16 protein-coding genes are annotated in these 15,962 nt (G+C 62.5%); 3 read left to right on the forward strand and 13 right to left on the reverse strand.

What is annotated here, in order from left to right:
* Positions 1–50: 50 nt before the first annotated feature.
* Positions 51–803, forward strand: a complete 753-nt coding sequence (locus V1292_RS07945) for a sulfate transporter family protein (RefSeq protein ID WP_334371597.1) — start codon at positions 51–53, stop codon at positions 801–803.
* 128 nt (positions 804–931) lie between these two features.
* On the opposite strand, the gene nth is transcribed toward V1292_RS07945, so the two are convergent.
* A complete protein-coding gene (nth, locus tag V1292_RS07950; RefSeq protein WP_334371599.1) occupies positions 932–1,684 on the reverse strand; it encodes an endonuclease III in 753 nt (250 codons plus the stop codon).
* Between the two features lie 23 nt (positions 1,685–1,707).
* Here nth and V1292_RS07955 point away from each other — a divergent pair, with 23 nt between their 5' ends.
* Together V1292_RS07955 and V1292_RS07960 are read left to right on the forward strand one after the other, a co-directional pair.
* Positions 1,708–2,229: a DUF2244 domain-containing protein gene (locus tag V1292_RS07955; protein ID WP_334371601.1), complete on the forward strand. Its 522-nt coding sequence runs from the start codon at positions 1,708–1,710 to the stop codon at positions 2,227–2,229.
* Positions 2,230–2,285: 56 nt separating this feature from the next.
* The gene (locus tag V1292_RS07960) at positions 2,286–3,182 is read left to right on the forward strand and encodes a bifunctional helix-turn-helix domain-containing protein/methylated-DNA--[protein]-cysteine S-methyltransferase (protein ID WP_334376971.1); all 897 of its coding nucleotides are present in this window, start codon (positions 2,286–2,288) and stop codon (positions 3,180–3,182) included.
* A gap of 260 nt (positions 3,183–3,442) precedes the next feature.
* On the opposite strand, the gene V1292_RS07965 is transcribed toward V1292_RS07960, so the two are convergent.
* The 12 genes from V1292_RS07965 to dnaJ form a co-directional block, all read right to left on the reverse strand.
* Positions 3,443–4,066 carry a 2,3-bisphosphoglycerate-dependent phosphoglycerate mutase gene (locus V1292_RS07965; protein ID WP_334371602.1) on the reverse strand — a complete coding sequence of 208 codons (624 nt, stop codon included), beginning with the start codon at positions 4,064–4,066 and terminating at the stop codon, positions 3,443–3,445.
* Between the two features lie 23 nt (positions 4,067–4,089).
* Positions 4,090–4,905, reverse strand: a complete 816-nt coding sequence (gene dapB, locus V1292_RS07970) for a 4-hydroxy-tetrahydrodipicolinate reductase (RefSeq protein ID WP_334371603.1) — start codon at positions 4,903–4,905, stop codon at positions 4,090–4,092.
* Positions 4,906–5,085: 180 nt separating this feature from the next.
* On the reverse strand, positions 5,086–6,096 hold the full coding sequence (locus V1292_RS07975) for a M23 family metallopeptidase (RefSeq protein ID WP_334371605.1): 1,011 nt from the start codon (positions 6,094–6,096) through the stop codon (positions 5,086–5,088).
* A 16-nt stretch (positions 6,097–6,112) separates the two neighbouring features.
* Positions 6,113–7,321: a helix-turn-helix transcriptional regulator gene (locus V1292_RS07980; protein WP_334371606.1), complete on the reverse strand. Its 1,209-nt coding sequence runs from the start codon at positions 7,319–7,321 to the stop codon at positions 6,113–6,115.
* Between the two features lie 44 nt (positions 7,322–7,365).
* Positions 7,366–8,703: an HlyD family type I secretion periplasmic adaptor subunit gene (locus V1292_RS07985; RefSeq protein WP_334371608.1), complete on the reverse strand. Its 1,338-nt coding sequence runs from the start codon at positions 8,701–8,703 to the stop codon at positions 7,366–7,368.
* Positions 8,700–10,469: a type I secretion system permease/ATPase gene (locus V1292_RS07990; protein WP_334371610.1), complete on the reverse strand. Its 1,770-nt coding sequence runs from the start codon at positions 10,467–10,469 to the stop codon at positions 8,700–8,702. Before V1292_RS07990 ends, V1292_RS07985 begins: the two co-directional genes overlap by 4 nt.
* An 84-nt stretch (positions 10,470–10,553) precedes the next feature.
* Complete coding sequence (locus tag V1292_RS07995; RefSeq protein ID WP_334371612.1) at positions 10,554–11,858, reverse strand: calcium-binding protein; 1,305 nt, start codon at positions 11,856–11,858, stop codon at positions 10,554–10,556.
* A gap of 400 nt (positions 11,859–12,258) precedes the next feature.
* On the reverse strand, positions 12,259–12,561 hold the full coding sequence (locus tag V1292_RS08000) for a DUF1330 domain-containing protein (RefSeq protein WP_057844815.1): 303 nt from the start codon (positions 12,559–12,561) through the stop codon (positions 12,259–12,261).
* Between the two features lie 16 nt (positions 12,562–12,577).
* Positions 12,578–13,288, reverse strand: coding sequence for an orotidine-5'-phosphate decarboxylase (pyrF, locus tag V1292_RS08005; RefSeq protein ID WP_334371614.1), 711 nt, complete (start codon positions 13,286–13,288; stop codon positions 12,578–12,580).
* 6 nt (positions 13,289–13,294) lie between these two features.
* Complete coding sequence (locus V1292_RS08010; protein WP_334371615.1) at positions 13,295–13,873, reverse strand: NADPH-dependent FMN reductase; 579 nt, start codon at positions 13,871–13,873, stop codon at positions 13,295–13,297.
* Between the two features lie 49 nt (positions 13,874–13,922).
* Complete coding sequence (locus tag V1292_RS08015; RefSeq protein WP_334365815.1) at positions 13,923–14,522, reverse strand: class I SAM-dependent methyltransferase; 600 nt, start codon at positions 14,520–14,522, stop codon at positions 13,923–13,925.
* A gap of 207 nt (positions 14,523–14,729) precedes the next feature.
* Entirely contained in the window at positions 14,730–15,863 is a 1,134-nt protein-coding gene (gene dnaJ / locus V1292_RS08020; protein WP_334371616.1) for a molecular chaperone DnaJ, read from the reverse strand.
* Positions 15,864–15,962: the final 99 nt, after the last annotated feature.

Raw genomic sequence — 15,962 nt, forward strand, 5'->3', positions numbered from 1 at the left:
TGCGGCTATCTACCTCTCGCGAGGGCTTTTTCACAAGAGGCAGAACCGCCATGTTGGACGCCGCCGTCAAGGCGCTTTCGCAGATCCTGTCGCCGCCGATGCGCACCATCCTGTGGCGCTCGATCGGGTTGGCGCTGGTGCTGATTACGGTGCTGGCCGTCGGCTTGCAGCGCGCATTGAGCTGGTTCGCTGAGTACGGCGAAGTCTGGGCCGAGGCGATGCTCGGCCCGGGCTTCCACACGTCGCTCAATATCCTTTCCTGGATCATCTCGATCGCGGCCGGCCTTGGCGTCGTGCTCGGCGGGATATTCTTGATGCCGGCGGTCACCTCGCTGGTTGCGAGCGTGTTCGTCGATGACGTCGCCGAGCATGTCGAGCGCGAGCACTATCCGGCGGAGCGTTCCGGCGATGCTCTGCCGTTCGGCGTCGCCATCCCCGAGGGCATCAAGACGGCGCTGCTCACCATTCTGGTCTATCTGATCGCCCTGCCCTTCGTGCTGCTCGCAGGCGCGGGCTTCCTGATCTTCTTCATCGCCACCGCCTGGCTGTTGGGGCGCGAATATTTCGAACTCGCCGCCATGCGCTTTCGCCCGCCGGCGGAAGCCAAGGCGATGCGCAGGGACCACGCGGCGACCGTGTTTACCGCGGGCCTCTTCATAGCGGCGTTCGTGTCGATCCCGATCGTCAATCTGGCGACGCCGCTATTCGGCATGGCCTTCATGGTCCACATGCACAAGCGATTATCGGGCCCGCGGCCGGAGTTGATCGAACCCGCGCGCAAGCCGGGCATGCCGGTGGTCTAACCCCTCATGGTGAGGAGCGCGTCTTCGCGCGTCTCGAACCATGAGGCCCGCGGCCCATCCTTCGAGACGCGACCTAACGGCCGCTCCTCAGGATGAGGAAGAGCAAGCGGGCCGAGGTAAGAAAAATCTCACACCGTCTTTTCCGGCCACCGACACAGATCGTTGATCAAGCACACCTCGCAGCGCGGCTTGCGGGCGAGGCATGTATAGCGCCCGTGCAGGATCAGCCAGTGATGGGCGTGCCGCATGAATTCCAGCGGGATCACCTTTTCCAGCCCTAGCTCTACCTCGAGCGGCGTGTTGCCGGACGCGAGACCGGTGCGATTGCCGACGCGGAACACATGCGTATCGACCGCCATGGTGTGTTCGCCATAGGCCATGTTGAGCACAACGTTGGCGGTCTTGCGCCCGGCACCCGGCAGCGATTCGATTTCAGCGCGGGTGCGCGGCACCTCGCCGCCGAATTCATCAATCAGCTTTTGCGATAGCGCGATGACGTTTTTCGCCTTGTTGCGATAGAGCCCGATGGTCCTGATGTAGTTGCGCACCTTGTCTTCACCGAGCGCCAGCATCTTCTCCGGCGTATCGGCCACCGCAAACAGCGCGCGCGTCGCCTTGTTGACGCCGGCGTCGGTCGCCTGCGCCGACAGCACCACCGCCACCAGCAGCGTGTAGGGATTGAGATGTTCGAGCTCGCCCTTCGGCTCCGGATTGGCCTTGCGAAATCGGCTGAACGCCTCGTGAATCTCGGCCGGCGTCCAGGCTTTCGGCTTCGGCGACTTCTTCGCCTTGGGCAACGACTTGGCGGCCTTCTTCGTCGGCTTCTTCGGCACGGACGGAACATTGGTCTTGGCGCCGGAAGCGCGGGTGATTTTGGCCATGATCGGGGATATACTGATACGCGATGACCGCAAGCAACGACTTTGATCCGACGCTTGACCAGCCGACGCTGTTTTCGGCGCGGGTGACGCCGCATCGCTCGCTGAACCGCACCGGTTTTTTGGTGCTGATGATTTTCATCAGCACCGTGAGCTTTGTCGCCGGCATCGCATTTTTGCTGATGGGCGCCTGGCCAGTGGTCGGCTTTTTCGGCCTTGACGTGCTGGTGATCTACTGGGCGTTCCGGGTCAATTTTCGCAGTGCTGATGCCACCGAGGACATCATGGTGACGCCAACGGAGTTGCGCGTCCGGCGGGTCAGCCATCTTGGCCATCTGATGGAATGGTCGTGCAATCCGCTCTGGGTGCAGTTGGAGCAGACCGGCGACCCGGAATTCGGCATCGAGCGGCTTTACCTGGTCTCCCGCGGCCACCGGGTGTCGATCGGCCAAGTCCTGGGACCCGACGAAAAGGCCAGCTTTGCCAAAGCCTTATTGGCCGCACTACAGGTCGCCAAGCGGGGGCCGACCTATAATCCGGTGGCCTGAGGTGCTTGTCGGAAATCGGGTGGTTTGGAGGCCGCATGCGCCCTAAATCAGACCCCATGATGATATCAGCCATACATGACCAGCGCCTGGCCAAGCCGGGTCACCAGAGCGCCGCGCTGCGCGATTACGATTCAGTGCGCCGCGCCATCGCGTTCATCTCGGAACATTGGCGCACGCAGCCGACCATTGAGGCGATGGCGGATGCCGCCGCCGTGACGCCGGACGAACTGCACCATCTATTCCGCCGCTGGGCTGGACTGACGCCGAAGGCGTTTATGCAGGCGCTCACTCTGGACCATGCGAAGGGCTTGTTGCGCGATTCCGCGAGCGTGCTCGATGCCGCGCTCGACTCAGGCCTGTCTGGCCCGGGCCGGCTGCATGATCTCTTCGTCACCCATGAAGCGATGTCGCCGGGCGAATGGAAGAATGGCGGCGCCGGCATGACGCTGAGTTACGGGTTCCATGCTTCGCCATTCGGCACGGCCATCGTGATCGCCAGCGAGCGAGGCCTTGCGGGGCTCGCCTTCGCCGATCCCGGCGACGAGCCGACAGCGTTCGCCGACATGAAGCGGCGCTGGCCGAATGCGACCTATGTCGAGGACCATGACGGCACCGTCAGCCTCGCGCAACGCATCTTCGATACGCGGCTGTGGCGGCCGGACCAGCCGCTGCGCGTGGTGCTGATCGGTACCGATTTCGAGGTGCGGGTGTGGGAGACGCTGTTAAAGATCCCGATGGGCCGCGCGGTCTGTTATTCCGACATCGCCACCAAGATCAAAAGCCCCAAAGCCTCGCGCGCGGTCGGCGCCGCGGTCGGCCGCAACCCGGTGTCGTTCGTGGTGCCCTGCCATCGCGCCCTCGGCAAAGGCGGCGCGCTAACCGGCTATCACTGGGGCATCACGCGCAAGCAGGCGATGCTCGGCTGGGAAGCGGGGCAGGTAGGATTGCATTGAATTTCGTAGGGTGGGCAAAGGAGCGTTAGCGACGTGCCCACCATCTCTCCCCGATGACGACTGAATGGCGGGCACGGCGCGTTCGCGCCTTTGCCCTACTGCGTCATAAGTTCCTCATGGTGAGGAGCGCGAAGCGCGTCTCGAACCATGAGGCCCCGTCTGTGGCCTACATCCTTCGAGACGCCCGCTCTGCGGGCTCCTCAGGATGAGGGTTTGAACGGGTGTGACGCAGTAGAATTTGCCCACCCTACGATCTGCGTTCACGCCGCCAGATCGAGCTTCGACGCCACCGTCGAGTCGGCGTTGAGCCGGTAGATCACCGGCGCGCCGGTCGCGAGTTCGCGCTTCAAGATCTGCTCGGGCGTCAACTTCTCCAGCACCATGATCAGCGCGCGCAGCGAGTTGCCGTGGGCGGCGACCAGCGTGCGCTCGCCGCGCAGCACGCAAGGCAGAATCTCCTGCACGTAATACGGCAGCGCGCGCGCCAGCGTGTCCTTGAGGCTTTCGCCGCCGGGCGGCGGCACGTCATAGGAGCGGCGCCAGATCAAGACCTGCTCCTCGCCCCATTTCTTGCGAGCCTCATCCTTGTTGAGTCCCGAGAGGTCGCCGTAATCGCGTTCGTTGAGCGCCAGATCGCATTTGGTCGGCAATCCGGTCTGGCCGATTTCCGCCAGCGCCAGGTCGAGCGTGCGCTGCGCCCGCTTCAGCACCGAGGTAAAGGCGACATCGAACGTCAGTCCCTGCGCCTTCAGCTTGCGGCCGGCCTCTTTTGCTTCCGATACACCGAGTTCGGAGAGGTCGGGATCCTTCCAGCCGGTGAACAGGTTCTTCAAATTCCAGTCGCTCTGGCCGTGCCGCACGAGCACGAGAAGACGATCGCTCATTCCAAGATTCCGTTTTTCGATGGTTAGAAGTCGGCGAGCCCCAGCACGTCGGTCATCGTGTAGAAGCCGGGCGCCTTGCCCCGCGCCCACAGCGCCGCCTTGATCGCGCCCTGCGCGAACATGGTCCGATCCTCGGCGCGGTGGGTCAGTTCGATCCGCTCCATCGGACCTGCGAAGATCACGGAGTGATCGCCAGTGACGGTACCGCCGCGCAGCGAAGCGAAGCCGATATCGCCGGACCGGCGCGCGCCGGTATGGCCGTCGCGGCCGCGCGCGGAGCGGGCGTGCAGGTCGACGCCGCGGCCGGCGGCGGCAGCTTCACCGAGCAGGAAGGCCGTGCCCGAGGGCGCGTCGATCTTGGCCTTGTGGTGCATCTCGACGATTTCGATGTCAAAACTTTCGTCCAGCGACTGCGCGACGCGCTTGACCAGCGCGGCGAGCAGATTGACGCCGAGGCTCATATTGCCGGACTGCACCACCACCGCGCGCGAGGTGACGCTCTTGATGACCGCCATGTCTGATACCGACAGGCCGGTGGTTCCGACGATGTGGACCAGGCCGCGTTCGGCGGCGATCGCGACATTGGCGATGGTGGCGGCGGGCACGGTGAAATCCAGAATGCCGTCGGCATTGGCGGACAATTTCCAGAGGTCCGCCGACAACTCGATGCCATTGGCAGGCAGGCCGGCGAGCACGCCGGCATCCTTGCCCAGAAGCTCCGAGCCCGGCGCTTCCAGCGCCCCGGTCAGCACCGCACCCGGCGTTTCCGAAATGACGCGCACCAGCGCGCGGCCCATCCGGCCGCCGGCTCCCGCTACGATCAATCGCATATCGGCCATGGCTTTTACCTCTGCACGCCCTATAGCGGGATGAGGCCGTTCCGGCAACCAACCAGGCGCTTTTGCGGCTCCCGGCGGCCAGGCGATCGGCTGGGCGGAGGCAAGAGGGCAATCAGGGTGGCGATCCTGCCATGATCGGGATCGGTCGGCGTCGTCTCCGCCGGCCGAAGACCGGCCGATCTAGAGGGTGAGTTCCAGCTCTCTCTCCAGAACGATCCGACCGTCGCGCTCCACGACATATGTGGCCTTGTAGGTGCCGCGCTCCCAGCCCGTCGCCGGACGCTTTCTGCCGGTGAACAGCATGAATTGCGCCTTGTTGCTCTCAAGTTGCGCGGCTCGATTTTCGGCGATGGCCTTTCCGGTTGGATCCTTGACGACGAGCCGTTGTACGTCGCCCGCCTTCAGGCCAATGACGCGAACGAAAGCGACAATTGCCGCCGCGCTGGCGGACGGCTTTTCCATCCCCGCGCTTCCATCCTCGACAAGCTCCATTGTCACCGGACCGTTCGCGAAGCCGGCGTTCAGAATGGTTCGCTCCCGATAAGCAAGTTGCGCGTGAAGTGCCGGATGCCACAGCAGTTCGCCGCCCCCGCAAGAGCCGGAAGCGGCACCATATGCGAAGGGATCTACGACCTCTCCCTTATGCCTCACCGTGAAATGCAGATGAGGATATTCGGTCAGCCCGGAGAGACCGACCCGGCCAAGCGGCTGCCCAACTTTGACTGCCTCTCCGGGCTTTACCACGAGGCTGCCGCGAGCCATGTGGCAGTATTGGGTTTCCCAATGTTCCGGGTGTTCGATCACAACGCCGTTGCCACATTCGACGTCGCGAACAGTTTCGGGCGCAGACTTGCCAACGGCGCCGTCTGGCGCGCCGTCTCGCGTGCGAAGCACGCGGCCACTTGCCGAAGCCTGCACTTCCACGCCGGCCTTTTGCGACGCCAGCGACGGCAAGCGAAAGTCCGTCCCGTTATGGCGGTCATACGTCAGGGTGCCGCATTTATAGTCTCGCGCTGACCCCGACGGATCGACATCAGTGTAATTCTGGATGTAGCAGGTCCGGCCAAGTTCGCACGCGATTGGCAGGCCCAGTTGAATGCTCTCGGCGATCGCATTGGAAGAAAAGCCCAGTGCCGCCACGATGGCAAAGGCTCGATAAGAAGTCATCCGGCGCATGAAGTCCTGGACCATCGCAAAGGCTGGCGTATCAATTCGGGGGCCGCTTATCAGCCGCACAGAGCAACCGGCAATCCGGTGACATCGGCACGACGGCCTTTTCGCGCCTGCCGGCCCCGAACGGGGACTGCGTGAGATGATAGAGCAGAAAGAACTCGGCCTGCCGGTTGATTCCCAGTTTAAGCATAATGCGCTTGGTATAGGTTCTTACTGTTGCCTCGGTCAAATGCAGGTCGGCGCCGATATCACGTGGACATTGGAATTGAAGAATCTTGGCGATGATTCTCTCTTCGGCCCAGTTCAAGCCGAACGCGGACGCAATACGGTGTGCTCCCAGTGCGTCGTCGAATTGCGGCACGATGATCAACGCCTTCCCCCCGTCCCAAGGCATTGGCGCGGCCCCGATCTTGGCGAAGGCAAACTGCTGGCGCTCCGTCGAGAGCGGCACAGTTGTGTTCAACCAGACCTGGCCGGGTCGCGGGACCAACGCCTCCCGGATCGCCGCCCGCAAGCTCTCGGTTACCGGTCCGCTGCCCGCGAGCCTGCCACCATCTATCTTGAGAAGCTCGCCCTTTGCCAGCAGCGCTTGTCCACTGTGGTTGATGCCGTGAACATGCAGGCCTTCGTCCACGATGAGCGCGGGAAAGGCCAGTTCTTCTAGCCAGATTTCGGCGTGTAGACGTCGATCCGGTGACAGTTGCGCGAGGGAATGAGCCGTCTCCCAAAACGTGCGAACCGCACGCGCGAGGCAGCGAATTTCGGCCCGAACCAATGCAGCCTGCCGCCATCCCGCGACAAATACCACGGTTGACCTGTCACGGGAGGCGAACCTCCCAATAACGGAATGGCTATTTGTTCCTGGCTCGGGGCCAATCAATTTCCGCACAAACGTGGTGCGCGCGTTGACGGGTTCGAGAAGGGCGCAATCTGCACCAGCGCCCTTGCGGGCAATACGCGCGACGGTATTGGTGCATGACGGATCGATTGTGGCGCGTCCGATCCGGACCTCTTTGAGCTCCGACCCGCTCGCGCGAGACATCACCGCGACATAGCAACTGCTGCACTCGAAAAGCTCGGCAACAGCCTTGCCAAAGTATTCCATCGCACTCTGGCTGGGACCTTGCTCCGCAGGGCGCCCTATCTGAGGATCTTCGGCGTTCTGAAGAGACGCGCTCCGTTCAGCGTCATTGAAGCGAAATCCGCTGTGCCTGGGAGGTAGTGTTTTGCTGTTTTCTTGCACGGGCGCCTCCCGTAAGGGTATGCAGCCGGACCGATGCCGGCTGTCTAGGGCTCCTTAAACGCGCGGTTGACGCGCAGTTCCATCGGCTGCAGCAAATATTCTGCGAAGGTTCTTTCCCCCGTCTCGATAAATATCTCAACGGGCATTCCGGGCAGTAGTGATGAAAAATACGAGGCCGTCGGCGCGTTGATATCAAGCTCGACTTCCGCCATGTAAGACGTAACGCCGCTCTTGGCGTCGGTCAGTGCGTCTGCCGCTACGGCGACGACCTTTCCATCGAGCATCGGCCGACGACGAATATTCTGCGCGTGAACACGAACACGCGCGCCCTGTCCGGCATAGACCTCTTCCCGATCCATTGGTTTCAATGCTGCTTCGATGACGAGCCGATCTTCCGTCGGAACGATTTCCAGGAGAGTTTCGCGCGGCGCAAGCACCGCATGAAGATCTCTGCTGTTGAGGCCGACGATCTTTCCACTCTCGGGGGCACGCAATTCAGACCGACCAAGCTGATCGCGCAAAGCGGCAATTCGATGTCGGAGCTCCCCAATCTCCTCGCTCGTCGCATGCCGCTGCTTCGCTATTTCCTGGTTTTGATTGAAGCCCAACTGTCGGCGCCTGTCCTCCAGTTCCGCCATTTTGCCCTGCTTCTCCGCGACCGATGCTGAGTTGCGGGCAATCTGTCCGCTGGCCTCCGCTTCGGCACGCTTCAGGGCCAATACGCGTGGCTTCCGGGCGAGGCCCTTTGACAGCAGGTAGCTTGTGTCAGCTATTTCTTCTTGCAAAAGCCTCAGTTGCTTCTCGACACCCTCGGTGTTGCTCTCGAGGCCGCGGATCGAGTCAGTCAGTTGCTGCATCTGCTGGTCGATCATTTTGCGTTCATTGTCGATCGCGGCCAGCCGCGCCGCAAACTCGGCTTCCTGGGTTTGCATGGCAATGCGCGCAGACGCATGGCTTGCATTTTTCTTCAGTTCGTCAGGAAACAAGATCGATGCCGCGAGGGCCTGTTCCGCCGCCAGCCGCGCCTCCATCGCCAGCGCAGCAAAATACTTTGTCTCGAACGAGCCCAGGGCTGCTTCGATCTGTGTAGTGTCGAGCCGCGCTATGAGCTGACCGGCCTCGACCTGATCGTTTTCCCTGACGTGAATCGACTTCACTATTCCTCCCTCAAGGTGCTGGACTGCCTTGCGCTTCGAATGAACCTTTATGACCCCTGGTGCCACAACCGCGCCGCGCAGGGGAATCGTCGTGGCCCACACGCCGAAGCCGCAAAATTGCAGAACGAGCAGTACACAGCCCCATCCTATGATCCGTCGCATGTCGGATCGCGGTCGTTCCTTGCGGAAAACGGCGATGGCGCGATTCTGACCGTCCTGGGTCATTGAACCGCCCCCCTCGCAGGCAGTTTATGCGGTTCCGGATTATGCCGGACGACATGCGGCTTCGACACGGATGACGTGACAGGCAGGCGGAGAACTTCGGCAGGTGGCCCGAAAGCCAGCTGCGCGCCATCCCTCAAAAGGAGTACTGCATCCGCGATGGTCAATAGCCGGGGCCGATGGGTGACAATCACCACCGTCGCGCCGCGCGCTTTCGCCCGCTCAATGGCGGAGCACAATGCTTCCTCGCCTTCTGGATCGAGATTGGCGTTTGGTTCATCCAGCAGGATCAATTTGCGATCGCCAAAGAAGGCCCGGGCAAGGCCGATCCGCTGGCGCTGCCCACCGGAAATCTTGTTGCCGTCGCGCCCTATTTCGGTCTGGTAACCGGCTGGCAGAGACAGGATCATCTCATGCGCCTGCGCGAGCACAGCCGCGGCAACGATGTCCTCATCACGCGCGTGTTCGTCGAAGCCGGCGATAGCTTCAGCCACGGTGCCGCCCAGGAGCTGCACCTCCTGAGGAAGATAACCGACAAACTGGCCGAGCTGGTCGGGGTCCCAGTTTTGCAAGGCTGCATCGTCCAGCCGGATCGTGCCGCCACTCGGCCGTTCCAGCCCCGCCATAAGGCGCAGCAAGGTCGATTTTCCGGCGCCGGTCGGGCCGACAATGACGACAATCCCGGAAGGCGGGCATTCAAACGTAATGCCTGCGAGGATCGGGCGCTGCATCGTGGCCGTCCGATATGTCACCCGATTCACTTCAATTCTGCCGGACGGGGACGGGAGCAGTGTACGTCTCTCACGAACAAGAACCGGAGCCGCAGCCGCCTGAACTTGTACCCACGCCTCGTGTGCCGATGACAATGCGCGCCATGCCGAGATAAGGCCTTCCATCGGCTGCAGCGTACGGGCGATCAGGATCGCACTTGCAATCAGGCTGCCGGACAGCACCTCGTTCTGAAGCACGAGCCAGGCGCCTGCGCCGATCGCGGCGATCTGCAAAACTGTTCGTACCATGCGCGCGGCGGATGCGATCGCGGATACCCGTTCGCTGCCGCGAACGACCGGGCACAATGCTTGGTCATTGAGATTCATGAATTCGCGGACGGCGCCTCGGGTCCAACCCATTGCCCGCACGAGGCCGGAATGTCGGACGATACCGTCGAGAGTGGCCTGCGTCCTCAGCGCAGCTTCCGACGCCTGCGCGACTTCCGTGCGCGCGACCCAGCGGCTGGCAATGCCCATGACCAGCAGAATTGCCGTTCCGATCAGGGCGATGACGCCGTACCATGGGTGCAGAAGAAACAGAATGAGAATGAACGCCGGCAGGAAGGGAGCGTCAATCAGCGACGCGACCGTCCCGCTCGAAAGGAAAGTTCGCAACTCGCGAACCCTGACGAGATCGTGCGTCCTGCCGTCGCCGCGCTTCGCAACGTCAACAATGGTGCTTTCGAGAACGATAGGCGCGACGCAGCGCTCAAATCCGACCGCAAACCGGCTGAGTAGCCGGCTGCGAAGAACATCGAACATGGCGCTGAAGACGAGAGCGCCTGCGGCGATGATGGTGAGGCCAACAAGGGTTTCAACGCTGCCGCTGGTGATGACCCGATCGAACACTTCAATGGCGTAGAAGGGAACGACGAGGAGAAGTATATTCAAAGACACGCTAAAGGCCACGACCCACACGAATGCGGATCGTCCCGGAATCAATCCAAGCAGCGATCGTGCAGCGGACGCTGGGATCTCACGACGGTTACGCGAATACATGACTGGCCGGCACTACTACTGAAAGAAGTATTGCAAAGAGGCGGGAGCGGGGCGGCTGCCGGGCCGCCCCGCTGAAGTGTCGAGTTATGCGACCTCGATGGCCTCGTAACCCGCGGCAGCGTTGATGTCGTCGATCGATTCGAATTCGTTTCCGACGCCGCCCGAAACGCCGGTGAGCGTGATGGTGCCGAAGCCGAAATCGAGCACCGTGTTGGTGCCGTCGTCATCGACCACGATGGTGGCCGGATCAAACGCCGGATCGGCATCGACATTAACTTCGTCGCCATCAGCGAAACTCAGGTCGACGACTTCATCGTCGCCGAAGTTGGTGGCCGTGCCGTCGCCGAAATTGTGGTCATCGGAGCCTGCACCGCCTGTCAGCATATCGTCGCCCTCGCCACCGTCGAGGACATCGGCGCCATTGCCGCCGTCCAACTCATCGGCGCCCGCGCCGCCGTTGAGGGTGTCGTCGCCGGCGTTACCGAGGATCGTGTCGTCTCCGTCTCCGCCATTGAGCTCATCGACATCGGCACCGCCGACGAGCATGTCATCTCCAGCGTCGCCGTCCAACGTATCTTCGCCAGCTCCGCCGCTGAGCTCGTCATCACCTTCGCCGCCGGACATTATGTCGTTGTCAGCACCACCGGTCATGGTGTCGTCGCCGTCGTCGCCGGACATGGTATCGTCGCCACCGCCACCGGCCATGTCGTCGTCGTCGTCGCCGCCGCTCATCGTGTCGTTGCCGCCTTGGCCGTTGAGCGTATCGTTGCCGGCACCGCCGTTCAGCGTGTCGTCATCGGCGCCGCCATTCAGCGTGTCGTTCCCGAAACCGCCATTCAGCGTGTCCATGCCCGTATTGCCGTTCAGGGTATCGTCACCGACCCCGCCGCTGAGCGTGTCATCGCCCCCGTTGCCCGACAGGTCGTCATCACCGGCGCCGCCGTTGATGGTGTCATTATCGGCACCGCCGGCGATCGTATCGTTGCCGGCATTGCCGTTCAACGTGTCCATACCGGCTCCGCCATCGATATCGTCGTCGCCCGCGCCGCCATTGACAGTGTCATCGCCTTCACCGCCGAGGATCGTATCGACGCCGGCATTGCCGTTCAACGTGTCGTTGCCGGCTCCGCCATCGATATCGTCATCGCCCGCGCCGCCACTGACGGTGTCATCGCCGTCACCGCCGGCGATCGTGTCCATGCCGGCATTGCCGTTCAACGTGTCGTCGTCGGCTCCGCCATCGATATCGTCATCGCCCGCACCGCCATTGACGAGGTCATCGCCTTCCAATCCGGTAATCGTATCGTTGCCGGCCAGGCCGTTGATCTCATCGGGATCTGGTGTGCCAACCAATGTATCGTCGTCTGGTGTTCCGGGGATAAATGCCATGGTTTCTACTCCTTGCGCCCGCGCATTCGCATGCGGGTCGGCCGCGGCCCGTCATGCACTAGCGATTTTGTGTTGGCTCGATTTCCATCACGATCGATGTGGAGTTCGATGGCGCGCAACTTGATGAAGCCGGGGCGGCGTCACAATCCCCAGTTGGGGACAAAAGAAATGTCGGATAGCGGACGTTTGGCCCGCAGACCCCGCGTTCGCTTGGAATGACGATCAGCTATTTGCTATTTTTCGACGGGGAGCCGATCGGCCAAGCACGATCGGAAACATTCGCACATATTTCTTGATGGGATGGAGTCCCGCGAAGCGGCGCGGAAATAGCCGCTTCTACGGGACCTCGCACCTTTGCGGAGGCCCTGAGGGGCGTAGATGTCGTGCGTAAGAATAGCGCTCAGGGCTGCGGGCCGTCATAGCCCTCGATGACGATGAGGTCTGCGATCGAGTGCGGCTGACGGACCTTGATGTTGGCCTGGTATTCCGGCGAATTATAGCAGGCCAGCGCTTTCTCATAGCTGTCGAATTCAATCACCACATTGCGCGAGCGGCATTGGCCTTCGACCGCGGTGAACTGGCCGCCGCGCACGATGAAGCGCCCACCGAATTTCTGGAAGATGGCCGGGTTGGCCGCCATGTAGGGCTTGTAGCCCTCGTCATTGTGAACGTCGACGCGTCCGATCCAGTATCCTTTGGCCATCTCAATCTCCTTCTTGTTACGTGATCGCCTGCTTGATTTCCGCCTGAATGGCATCCGCAGCAAGCCTGGGATCGGCGGCTTCCGTGATCGGACGTCCGACCACCAGATAGTCGGCGCCCGCGGCAATCGCCCGCGCCGGCGTCATGATGCGCTTCTGGTCGCCGGTCGCAGCGCCCGCCGGGCGGATGCCCGGCGTCACCAGATGCATCTGGTGGCCGACGATCTTGCGCAACGCGGCTGCCTCTTCCGGCGAGCTGACGAGGCCGTCGACGCCGAGCACCTGCGCCTGCTGGGCGCGCGCTTCCACCAGGTCGGAGACGTTGAGACGATAGCCGGCGGCATGCAGGTCCCCATCGTCATAAGAGGTCAGCACGGTGACAGCGAGAATTTTCAGACCCGAGCCTTGGCGCGCCTCGACCGCGGCCTTCATGGTTTGCGGATAGGCGTGCACGGTGAGGAAGGTCGCGCCGAGTTTGGCGACGCTCTCAACGCCGCGCGCCACCGTATTGCCGATGTCGTGCAGCTTGAGATCGATAAAAACCTTCTTGCCTGACTTCGCCAGTTGCTGCGCCAGCGGCAATCCGCCGGCATAGGCGAGCTGATAGCCGATCTTGTAGAAGCTCACGCTGTCGCCGAGCCGCGCGATCAACGCTTCCGCTTCAGTCACTCCGGGCAGGTCGAGCGCGACGATCAGCCGATCCTTCGGCGCGATACTGGCTGGCTGCATATCACCTCACATCATGCGTTGGGAAACGTCGATCAATTGCCGCACCAGCGCTTTCAGCCCCTCGGCATCAGCAGCATTCTTCAGGCGGTCCATCTCATCATAGGCATCGTCGGCGAACGCCAGCGCGAACTGGTTCGGTATCACGGTTGCATGACACGCCGACAGGATCAGCCGCAGTGCGGCCAGCGCGCGGGCGCCACCAAGCCGGCTGCCGGAGGCCGACGCAATCGCAAACACCCGATCGCGAAACACCTGGCCGCGGGTCTCATGCGCGTCCTGCACCCGGCTTACCCAATCGATGGTGTTTTTCACCAGCGCCGGCACCGAGGAATTGTATTCCGGCGTCACGATCAGCACGCCATGATGGGCTGCCATCATCCGCTTCAGGTTGACCGCGTGTTTCGGCACGCCGGATTTGGCCTGCAGGTCGCCATCATAGATCGGCAGCGGAAAATCGACCAGCGAGATGCGGGTGACTTCGGCGCCGGCCTGCGCCAGTTCGTGCACGGCCACCGCCGCCAGCCTCGCATTGAGCGAGCCGGTGCGGAGCGATCCCGGGATCACGAGGATTTTCAGCGCGGACATTTCTTAGAAATCGCAGTCGGAGCTAACCGTCCGCGCGACAGCGGACGACTTAGCCCTTGCGATACACCCAGACCCGCGCGGGCGGAAGGTTCATCCAGATCCGCTCGGAGGCCTCTGTGGACACGCCCGGCAGCGATTTCGGAATCGGCGGCGCGACCGAATAGGTGAACTGCACGAAGGGCGCGCCCGGCGCCAGCGCCAGGAAGGCGTCGCGGATCAGCTTCAGGCGGGTCAGCATCGGTTTTGTCACGAGCGGCAGGCCGGAGATCACGGCAGACGCCGGCGCATCCAGCGCATCTCCGAGCGAAGCGCGAAGCGTGTAGGCATCGCCCTGTACGACCTTGGCCTGCGGATAGCGATCGCGCAGCAGCGCGCAGAAACCCGGATTATATTCGACCAGCACGAGCCGCTTCTGATCTACACCGTGTTCGATCAGCGCGTTGGTGATCGCGCCGGTCCCGGGCCCAAGTTCGACGACCGGCCCTTCGGAATCGACATCGACATATTGCGCCATGGTGCGGGCGAGCACCTTGCTCGACGGCATCACCGCGCCCATGTGCAGCGGCTTTTCAATCCATGAACGAAGGAAGCGCACCTCGTCGTCGAGACGAGGCTTCTTCAACGCACGCACGGACGATTGCAAAGGCATGTCGCTACCAGGCGGGACCCGCTGACGGGCGGGAATGTCAAAAAACAGTCATGAACACGTATAGGTCGACGGGGATATGGTCAAGCCAAACGGTAATGCGCGAGAGGCGCCAAAGTGCCCGCGATCCGCCGATAACACTCTGTGTAAGCTGAATGAATCATGACTGCCGGGCGAGAACGGCGCTCGTCCGGGCGGCGTGCATGCGGTTCAGGAGCCCGCGCGGCTGCCGAAGAAGTCCTTGACCTTGGTGAAGAAGCCCAAGGCCTCCGGTTGGGTTTCCCCGGAGGACAGCTTTTCGAACTCGGCGAGCAGTTCCTGCTGCTTCTTGGTCAGATTCTGCGGCGTTTCGACCATGACCTGGACATACATGTCGCCGGTCTGGCGCGAGCGGAGCACCGGCATGCCCTTTGATGCAATGCGGAAACGGCGGCCGGACTGCGTTCCCGCCGGCACCTTCACCTTGGTCTTGCCCTTGTCGATGGTGGGCACCTCAAATTCGCCGCCGAGCGCGGCCGCGACCATCGAGATCGGAACCCGGCAGTGCAAATCGGCACCGTCGCGCTGGAAGAATTCGTGGGTGGCCAGCGACAGGAAAATATAGAGGTCGCCGGGCGGGCCGCCGCGGACACCGGCCTCGCCTTCGCCGGCCAGCCGGATACGCGTGCCGTCCTCGACGCCCTGCGGAATGTTGACCGACAACGTCCGGTCGCGCGTCACCCGTCCCGTGCCCGAGCAATTCGGGCAGGCGTCCTCGATCATCTGACCGCGGCCCTGACAGCCGGGGCAGGTTCGCTCCAGCGTGAAGAAGCCCTGAGCCTGACGGACGCGGCCGGCGCCGCCGCACATCGCGCAGGTCTTCGGCTTGGTGCCGGCCTTGGCGCCGGTGCCCGAACAGGGCTCGCAGGTGACCGAGACCGGAATTTCGATCTGCGCGGTCTTGCCGAGGTAGGCTTCCTCCAGCGTGATTTCCATGTTGTAGCGCAGGTCGGCGCCGCGCTCGCGTCCGCCGCCGCGCCCGCGCTGCCCGGCCATGCCGAACAGGTCCTCGAAAATATCTGAAAACGACGAGGCGAAGCCGGCACCGAAGCCGGGACCGCCGCCGCCCATGCCCTGCTCGAACGCGGCGTGGCCGTAGCGGTCATAGGCGGCGCGCTTGTCGCCGTCTTTCAGGACTTCGTAGGCCTCGTTGATTTCCTTGAATTTCATTTCGCTGGTGGCATCACCTGGATTCCTGTCCGGATGCCATTTCATCGCGAGCTTGCGGAAGGCCGACTTGAGCTTGGATTCGTCCGCGTTCCGCTCGACTTCCAGGGTTTCGTAATAGCAGCGCTTGGTGGACATCAGTCAAACCCGCCCGAAATTCGCCTTCACGCCGAAAGCACCTTCAATCGAAGATGCCGCCATCGGCTTAAAGAAAAATGACCCCCACCCATCGAACGC

The sequence above is a fragment of the Bradyrhizobium sp. AZCC 1719 genome, from assembly GCF_036924525.1.
GTDB lineage: Bacteria > Pseudomonadota > Alphaproteobacteria > Rhizobiales > Xanthobacteraceae > Bradyrhizobium.

What these genes read in the sequence shown, in the direction of transcription:
- nth (WP_334371599.1), bottom strand. Translation starts at nt 1,684, where the DNA reads ATGGCCAAAATCACCCGCGCTTCCGGCGCCAAGACCAATGTTCCGTCC.
- V1292_RS08000 (WP_057844815.1), bottom strand. Translation starts at nt 12,561, where the DNA reads ATGGCCAAAGGATACTGGATCGGACGCGTCGACGTTCACAATGACGAG.
- dapB (WP_334371603.1), bottom strand. Translation starts at nt 4,905, where the DNA reads ATGGCCGATATGCGATTGATCGTAGCGGGAGCCGGCGGCCGGATGGGC.
- V1292_RS07995 (WP_334371612.1), bottom strand. Translation starts at nt 11,858, where the DNA reads ATGGCATTTATCCCCGGAACACCAGACGACGATACATTGGTTGGCACA.
- V1292_RS08015 (WP_334365815.1), bottom strand. Translation starts at nt 14,522, where the DNA reads ATGCCTTTGCAATCGTCCGTGCGTGCGTTGAAGAAGCCTCGTCTCGAC.
- V1292_RS07955 (WP_334371601.1), top strand. Translation starts at nt 1,708, where the DNA reads ATGACCGCAAGCAACGACTTTGATCCGACGCTTGACCAGCCGACGCTG.
- V1292_RS07985 (WP_334371608.1), bottom strand. Translation starts at nt 8,703, where the DNA reads ATGACCCAGGACGGTCAGAATCGCGCCATCGCCGTTTTCCGCAAGGAA.
- V1292_RS08010 (WP_334371615.1), bottom strand. Translation starts at nt 13,873, where the DNA reads ATGTCCGCGCTGAAAATCCTCGTGATCCCGGGATCGCTCCGCACCGGC.
- V1292_RS07965 (WP_334371602.1), bottom strand. Translation starts at nt 4,066, where the DNA reads ATGAGCGATCGTCTTCTCGTGCTCGTGCGGCACGGCCAGAGCGACTGG.
- V1292_RS07945 (WP_334371597.1), top strand. Translation starts at nt 51, where the DNA reads ATGTTGGACGCCGCCGTCAAGGCGCTTTCGCAGATCCTGTCGCCGCCG.
- V1292_RS07975 (WP_334371605.1), bottom strand. Translation starts at nt 6,096, where the DNA reads ATGGTCCAGGACTTCATGCGCCGGATGACTTCTTATCGAGCCTTTGCC.
- V1292_RS07960 (WP_334376971.1), top strand. Translation starts at nt 2,286, where the DNA reads ATGATGATATCAGCCATACATGACCAGCGCCTGGCCAAGCCGGGTCAC.
- dnaJ (WP_334371616.1), bottom strand. Translation starts at nt 15,863, where the DNA reads ATGTCCACCAAGCGCTGCTATTACGAAACCCTGGAAGTCGAGCGGAAC.
- pyrF (WP_334371614.1), bottom strand. Translation starts at nt 13,288, where the DNA reads ATGCAGCCAGCCAGTATCGCGCCGAAGGATCGGCTGATCGTCGCGCTC.
- V1292_RS07990 (WP_334371610.1), bottom strand. Translation starts at nt 10,469, where the DNA reads ATGTATTCGCGTAACCGTCGTGAGATCCCAGCGTCCGCTGCACGATCG.